This window comes from Streptomyces cacaoi (assembly GCF_006539165.1).
GTDB classification, from domain to species: domain Bacteria; phylum Actinomycetota; class Actinomycetes; order Streptomycetales; family Streptomycetaceae; genus Streptomyces; species Streptomyces cacaoi.
The window spans coordinates 240175-247970 of record NZ_BJMM01000009.1; the positions used below are offsets into that span (position 1 = coordinate 240175).

Sequence of the window (7796 nt, forward strand, 5' to 3'; positions counted from 1 at the left end):
CTGCCCGGCTGCCCGGCTGCCCGGCTGCCCCGCGCCAGGTGTCCGTCCCCGGCCCCGCGGCCCGCGCGGTGACATGCCCGTCCCGGGCCGGCGGTGCGTCGGCCGGGCACGGACCCCGGCGCCGTCCCCGCAGCGGGCGCCCGCCCCGTCATCCCCCGCGCACCCGCACCGGATACCCGACCGCACCGCCGCCGTCCCGCTCCACCACAGCGCCGCCCTCGGCGGTGCGGTGCACCGTGAAGCGCTCGGCGGCCGGACGCTCCCAGCCCGGGCCCGGGTCCCGGATGACCAGCCCGTTCCCCGTACGGCCCGGGGCCGGTGGCCACACCTCCAGCTCCGTCCCGCCGCCCGGGCCCCGCACGGGCACCGCGGCACCGGCACGCGCCAGCACCGGGATCCGGTCCAGGGGCGCGGGCACCCGCACCGTGCGCGGCCCGTCGTACGCCGCGCCGGTCGCGGTGTCGTACCACCGCCCGCTCGGCAGCCGGACGGTCCGCTCCCGCACCCCCGGCTCCAGCACCGGCGCGACCAGCAGCGCGTCGCCCAGCAGGAACGCGTCCTGGCAGTCACGCAGCGCGCGGTCACGCGGATGCTGCCACCACACGGGCCGCACATAGGGTGCGCCGGTGCGCTCGGCGAGCTGGGCCAGCGTCAGCAAGTAGGGCAGCAGACGCTCGCGCTCCGCCAGCGCCGCCCGCGCATGCGCGAGCACCCGCGCACCGAACCGCCAGGGCTCGCCGTGCCCGTCCGCACCGGTGCGGGTGCGGAACAGCGGCATGTACGCCGCCATCTGGAACCACCGCAGATACAGCTCGCCCGCCGCCCCGTCGTCCGCCCGCCCCGCACCACCGGCGACCGCGCCGGCGCCCGGAACCGTGATGTCGGGCCCCGCGTACGGCACCCCGCACAACCCCAGCCCCGTCACCGCGGAGAGCGTGGCCCGGAGCGCACCCCAGCCCTGCCCGGGGTGCTCCGACCACACGCCGCCGTAGCGCTGGATCCCGGCCCACCCGGAGCGGGAGAAGAGGAACGGGCGGCGCTCGGGCAGCAGTTCGCGCTGTGCCGCGTCGCCGGCCTTGGCCATCGTCAGCGCGTAGACGTTGTGCGCCTCCCGGTGGTCGCCACCGCGTCCCTCCAGGGCGTGCCGCGCGGACGAGGGGAGCGCGGGCCCGCCGAGCACGCTGTGTGCCGCGGGCTCGTTGCCGTCATGGGCGACGGCCTCCCAGCCGGCGCCCTGACCGACCCCGCTGCCCCCGCCGTACAACGGTTCCGCGTACAGGCCGCCCCACCACTTGCGCACCCGCGGATCGGTGAAGTCGGGCCACACGACCTCACCGGACCGGGCCGCTCCGCGCACTTCGAGACCGCGCGCGTCCCGTACGAACGCGTCGGCGGCCGACCCGCTCCCGTACACCGCCCCGGCCGCCCCACGCCCCCCGGCCGGCACCCCGGGACCGACAACAGCGACGAACCGGACTCCCCACCCATCGACCCCGTCAACCTCATCGACCCCGTCAACCTCATCGACCCCGCCAACCTCATCGAACCCCTCGACCCCCTCGACTCCCTTGGCCCCCTTGACTCCCTCGACCCCCTCGAACACACCGGACACGCCGGGCCCTTCGGACCGACCGGACCCCTCGGCGCTCCCGGCCCCCTCGGACACGTCCGCCCGCTCGGCAAGTGCCGCCCCGGCGCCCGGACTTCCGGCGGCCCGCCGGGGCGGACCGGGCGTGCCCTCCGTGCGAGCGGTGTGCAGGGCGCGCAACGGCAGCCCGTGCCGCCGGTAGCGGTCGAGAAGCCCCGGCACATCCGGCCCGCCGCGCGCCCGCGCTGACCGGTCCCGCGCCGACCCCTCCTCGGCGTGCTGATGGCCCAGCGCCCAGCGCGGCGGCAGGGCGGGCGCCCCGGTCAGCGCGGCCCAGCCGTGCAGCACCCGGGACGGCGCCCCGGCCACCACCCAGTAGCGCAGCGGACCGCCGCTCATCCGCACCTCGCACCGCCCCGGCCGGTCGTGCCCCGAGCCCAGGCCCTCGACGCCCTCGCGCAGCGCGACGGTGCCGTCCCACGGGTTGTCGTGGAAGACCAGCAGCGTGCCCGCGTCCGCGACGCTCAGCAGCACCGGCATCGTCACGGAAGGGGCCGTACCGTCCCCCGGCGGGGCGTTCCACAACCGGTGGGCGCCGTCGCGCAGCCGGGGCCCGCCGTCCCGCCCGCCCAGCCCGAAGAACCGTGCGTCCGGCGGCAGTTCGGAGCGCTGCAACCACCGGGCGCCCGCCCCGTCCGCCACCGCGTCCGGCCCCGGCCGCCCGGCCTCGCCCTCCCACCAGCGCGGCGGCCGGTCCCGGCGCAGCAGCACCCCGCCGGGCGTGCGCACCTCGACGGCGCCGTGCCGCGAGACGGCCACCAGCATCCGCTCCGAGACCACCCGCCACCCGCCGTCCTTGTCCGGCTCCAGCTCCGCACGCGGATCCGCCGGCGGACACCCCGCGGCCAGCGCGTACGAGGGCTCCGGCCCCGCACCGTCCCAGCCGAGGAACACCGCGCCCGTCACCGTGACCCGCACCCGCAGCACCGACCGTGCGAAACGGACCTCGCCGCCGCCGGGCCCGCCCGCCGCCTCCACCGCTTCCCCCGGCGCGCGGGCCCGCTCCCCGCGCTGCCGGGGCAGCCCTACGGCGTCCGTGCGCCGTCTGCGCCAGGCCGAGCGCGCGGCGCGCACCCCTTGGGCCGAAGCGGCCGCCCTCACCGACCGCACCAGGTCACGCGCGTCCATGCCGCTCAGCCTGCCACCCGGAACCCGGACCCTCCGCACCGTTCAACTGCCGTTCACCCCCTGGTCACCATGGCCACGGCACACGCCGCGGACCCCGATGTGTGACGCCGGCCCTGGCAGAAAAGATGATCACGTGGCATCGTCCTGCCCAGCCTCCCCCTACCCGCCCGGAGGCGCCGTGAGCGGGCACGGCCACCGGGAAACGGGAAGCGGGAGGACGCGAGGGGAAGCACAGATGGACACCAGCCGACGCCACGCACGCCAGGAGCCGCAATGACCGCAGCCGATCCCGCTCACCGCGCACCGACCCGGCCGGAGCCCGCGCCCGAGCCCCTCTGGGAGCCGAGCCCCGACCGCTTCGCCGGGACCGCGCTGATCCGCTTCCAGACCTGGGCCGCCGAGCACCACGGAGCGCCCGCGCCCGACCCCGCGGCGCCCGCCGCCTCCTACGCCGCGCTGCACCGCTGGTCGACCGAGCACCTGGCCACCTTCTGGGCCGCCTTCGCCGCCTGGACCGACGTCCGGTTCACCACCCCCTACGAGACGGTGCTCGCCGACGAGACGATGCCCGGAGCCCGCTGGTTCCCCGGCGCCACCCTCAACTACGCGGAACACGCCCTGCGCACCGCCGAGGACCCGGACCGCGCCGACGAACCGGCACTGCTGCACGCCGACGAGGAGCACACCGCCCCCGTCCCCGTGACCTGGCGCGAACTGCGCGCCCAGGTCGCCTCCCTGGCGGCCGAGCTGCGCCGCCTCGGCGTCGAGCCGGGCGACCGCGTCAGCGCCTACCTCCCCAACATCCCGCAGGCCGCCGTCGCCCTGCTGGCCACGGCCGCCGTCGGCGGCGTCTGGACCTCCTGCGCCCCCGACTTCGGCGCCCGCAGCGTCCTCGACCGCTTCCAGCAGGTCGAGCCCGTCGTCCTGTTCACCGTCGACGGCTACCGCTACGGCGGCAAGGAGCACGACCGCCGCGGCACCGTGTCCGAACTGCGCGCGAACCTGCCCACCCTCCGCGCCGTCGTGCACGTCCCGCTGCTCGGCACCCCCGCCCCCGAGGGCGCCCTGGACTGGGACGCGCTGACGACGAACGAGGCCGAACCCCGCTTCGAACAGGTCCCGTTCGACCACCCCCTGTGGGTCCTGTACTCGTCCGGGACGACGGGCCTGCCCAAGGCCATCGTCCAGTCCCAGGGCGGCATCCTCCTCGAACACCTCAAGCAGCTCGTCCTGCACAACGACACCGGCCCGGGCGACCGCTTCTTCTGGTACACCTCGACCGGCTGGATGATGTGGAACCTGCTGGTCTCCGGCCTGCTGACCGGCGCCACCGTCGTCACCTACGACGGCAGCCCCGGCTATCCCGCGCCGGACGCGCAGTGGCGCGTCGTCGAACGCACCGGCACCACCGTCTACGGCACCTCCGCCGCCTACGTGATGGCCTGCCGCAAGGCCGGCGTCCACCCCGGCCGCGACCTGGACCTCTCCCGCGTGAAGTGCGTGGCCACCACCGGCTCACCGCTTCCCCCCGACGGCTTCCGCTGGATCCACGACGAGGTCTCCGAGGACATGTGGATCGCCTCCGTCAGCGGCGGCACCGACGTGTGCAGCTGCTTCGCCGGAGCCGTCCCCACCCTGCCCGTGTACACCGGCGAACTCCAGGCCCCGTCCCTCGCCGTCGCGCTCCAGGCGTGGGACCCCAAGGGCGACCCCCTCACCGACGAGGTCGGCGAACTGGTCGTCACCCGGCCCATGCCCTCCATGCCGGTCCGCTTCTGGAACGACCCGGACGGCTCCCGCTACCACGACAGCTACTTCGACATGTACCCCGGCGTGTGGCGGCACGGCGACTGGATCACGCTGACCGGCCGCAACACCGTGATCATCCACGGCCGTTCGGACTCCACCCTCAACCGGCAGGGCGTCCGCATGGGCTCGGCCGACATCTACGAGGCCGTCGAACGGCTCCCCGAGATCCGCGAGTCCCTCGTCCTCGGCGTCGAACAGCCCGACGGCGGCTACTGGATGCCGCTGTTCGTCCACCTCGCCGAGGGCGCCGTCCTCGACGACACCCTGCGCGACAAGATCAAGCGCACCCTCCGGGAGAACCTCTCCCCGCGCCATGTGCCCGACGAGGTCATCGAGATCCCCGCCGTACCGCACACCCTCACCGGCAAGCGGCTGGAGGTCCCCGTCAAGCGCCTTCTCCAGGGCACCGCCATGGAGAAGGCGGTCAACCCCGGCTCCGTCGACAACCCGGAACTCCTCCGCTTCTACGAGGGCCTCGCCCGCAGCCGCTCCTGACCGGCACGGAAGACCCGGCCCGGCACACGAAACGGCGGCCGGCCCCCGCACACCGCGGGAGCCGGCCGCCGTCGGCCCGGCTGTCGGGCAGCCTGTCGGCCTGCCCGGTGTCCGCCTACTCGCCGGAGAGCACCGCCTGCGCGGCCGCCCGCGCCTCCGGACCGCCGTCCGAGGCCCGCGCCGCCGCGGCGGCACGCTCGCACTGCGCCAGCGTGTGCTTCGCCAACTGCGCCCGGACGAACGGGATCGCCGAGGCCCCCATCGACAGGCTGGTCACGCCCAGCCCCGTCAGCACACAGGCCAGCAGCGGATCGGCCGCGGCCTCACCGCACACGCCGCAGCTCTTGCCCTCCGCCTTGGCGGCCTCGGCCGACAGCGCCACCAGATCCAGCAGCGCCGGCTGCCACGGATCCTGCAACCGCGAGACGGCGCCCACCTGACGGTCGGCGGCGAAGGTGTACTGCGCCAGGTCGTTCGTCCCCAGCGACAGGAACTCCACCTCCTGGAGCACCGAACGCGCCCGCAGCGCGGCGGACGGAATCTCCACCATCGCCCCGAACTCCGCGTCCAGCCCGGCCTCCCGGCAGGCGTCGGCGAACGCCTTGGCGTCCGCCCGGTCCGCCACCATCGGAGCCATGACCTCCAGGTACACCGGAAGCCCCTCGGCCGCCTTCGCCAGCGCCCGCAGCTGCCCACGCAGCACCTCGGGGTGGTCCAGGAGCGTCCGCAGCCCCCGCACACCGAGCGCCGGGTTCGGCTCGTCCGACGGCGTCAGGAACTCCAGCGGCTTGTCCGCGCCCGCGTCCAGCACCCGCACCACGACGCGCCCCTCCGGGAACGCCTCCAGCACCTGCCGGTACGCCTCGGCCTGCTTCTCCTCCGACGGAGCGCGCTCACTGTCGTCCAGGAACAGGAACTCCGTACGGAACAGCCCCACACCCTCGGCACCGGCCTCGACCGCCGCCGGCACATCGGACGGACCGCCCACGTTCGCCAGCAGCGGCACCTTGTGCCCGTCGGAGGTCGCGCCCGGGCCCTGAGCCGCCTCGATCGCGGCCTTCCGCTCCTCGGCGGCCCGCTCCAGCGCCTCCCGCTCCTCGTCCGTCGGGTTCACCACGATCTCGCCGGTGCTCCCGTCGACGGCGACGACCGTGCCCTCGGCCAGCTCGCCCGCGCCCGGCAGCGCCACGACCGCGGGCACGCCCAGCGCCCGCGCGAGGATCGCGCTGTGACTCGTCGGCCCGCCCTCCTCGGTGACGAAGCCGAGCACCAACGCCGGGTCCAGCAGCGCCGTGTCGGCCGGCGCCAGGTCCCGCGCGATCAGTACATACGGCTCGTCGCTGTCCGGCACACCCGGCATCGGCACACCCAGCAGCCGCGCGACGATGCGGTTGCGCACGTCGTCCAGGTCGGCCACGCGGCCCGCGAGGTACTCCCCGGCCTGCGCCAGCAGCGCCCGGTAGGCGGCGAACGCGTCGTAGACGCCGCGCTCCGCCGTGCTGCCAACGGCGATCCGCCGCTCGACATCGGCCATCAGCTCCGGGTCCTGCGCCATCATGGCCTGTGCCTCCAGCACAGCCTGCGCCTCGCCACCCGCCAGATTGCCGCGCGCCATCAGATCCGCGGCCACGGCCTCCACGGCCTGCCGCGCCCGCTGCTGCTCGCGCGGCGCGTCCTCGGTGTCGATCTGCTTGGCCGGGGGCTCCAGCACGGCGGTGCCCATGTGCCGCGCCTCGCCGATCGCCACCCCGTGGCTCACACCCACGCCTCGAAGCGTTGTGTCCATCTCACCTGTCTCCGGTTCGATGCGGCGACCGCGAGCCGCCGCGAAATCCTTGCCCGGCCCTGCCACCGCCGGCCCGCATCGACCCCGCGCACGCGCGCCCGGGGAGGGGACGACGGGAGGAGACCGCCGGGCCGTGCGTCAGCTCCAGGCGAAGAGCGGCTGTCCCCGCTCGATGTCGCCGTCCTCCACGAGGTCGCCCAGGGAGTCGGCGGTGGCCTCCAGCGCGATGACGGGGGAGACCGGCGACTTGCCCGCCGCCTCCACCGCGGCCGGGTCCCAGCGCACCACGGCCTGACCACGGGTCACGGAGTCCCCCTTGGCCGCCAGCAGTTCGAAGCCCTCACCGTTCAACTGCACGGTGTCGATACCGAGGTGGGTGAGCACACCGTGCCCGTCCGCGTCCACGACGACGAACGCGTGCGGGTGGAGCGACACGACGATCCCGTCCACGGGAGCCACCGCCTCGGTCCTCTCACGCACGGGGTCGATGGCGGTGCCGGGCCCCACCATCGCTCCGGAGAAAACCGGGTCCGGCACAGCGGGCAGACCGATGGCACGTCCGGTCAACGGGGACGTCACGGTGGTCATGGGAACCCTCCCAGGGGCGGAGTTTCGATCAGTTGCCGTCGCTACCTGTCCAAGCACGGCACACCGTCCAGAAGCGTAAGTCATAGGAACGAACACCTCCGCACGCCCACAGGCCCCCGCCGCGCCGCTGGCCACACGCGTCCGACGCCCACCACCCGCCGGCCCGACCGGTGCCCCGGCAGAATCGATTTGCCTCGCCCCGGCCCTGCCTGTACTGTCGTTCCCCTGCCCGACGCCGGGAGCGACGGGCGGATCCCACACCACCTTTTCGACACCGAAGAGCGCTGTGTGCAAACACGGCCCGAATTCGGAAAACGAAAAACGGTCTGGTAAGTTGGGAAA

The 7796-nt window shown here is 75.0% G+C and carries 4 protein-coding genes; 1 reads left to right on the top strand and 3 read right to left on the bottom strand.

What is annotated here, in order from left to right; genetic code table 11:
- Positions 1 to 148: 148 nt before the first annotated feature.
- A complete protein-coding gene (locus tag SCA03_RS12100) occupies positions 149 to 2776 on the bottom strand; it encodes a glycoside hydrolase family 31 protein (protein ID WP_141275368.1) in 2628 nt (875 codons plus the stop codon).
- A gap of 273 nt (positions 2777 to 3049) precedes the next feature.
- Here SCA03_RS12100 and SCA03_RS12105 point away from each other — a divergent pair, with 273 nt between their 5' ends.
- Positions 3050 to 5080 carry an acetoacetate--CoA ligase gene (locus SCA03_RS12105; protein WP_030884823.1) on the top strand — a complete coding sequence of 677 codons (2031 nt, stop codon included), beginning with the start codon at positions 3050 to 3052 and terminating at the stop codon, positions 5078 to 5080.
- Between the two features lie 115 nt (positions 5081 to 5195).
- Here the strand turns inward: SCA03_RS12105 and ptsP are convergent, their stop codons facing one another.
- Together ptsP and SCA03_RS12115 are read right to left on the bottom strand one after the other, a co-directional pair.
- Positions 5196 to 6866: a phosphoenolpyruvate--protein phosphotransferase gene (gene ptsP / locus SCA03_RS12110; RefSeq protein ID WP_086815229.1), complete on the bottom strand. Its 1671-nt coding sequence runs from the start codon at positions 6864 to 6866 to the stop codon at positions 5196 to 5198.
- Positions 6867 to 7004: 138 nt separating this feature from the next.
- The gene (locus SCA03_RS12115; RefSeq protein WP_030884841.1) at positions 7005 to 7454 is read right to left on the bottom strand and encodes a PTS sugar transporter subunit IIA; all 450 of its coding nucleotides are present in this window, start codon (positions 7452 to 7454) and stop codon (positions 7005 to 7007) included.
- Positions 7455 to 7796: the final 342 nt, after the last annotated feature.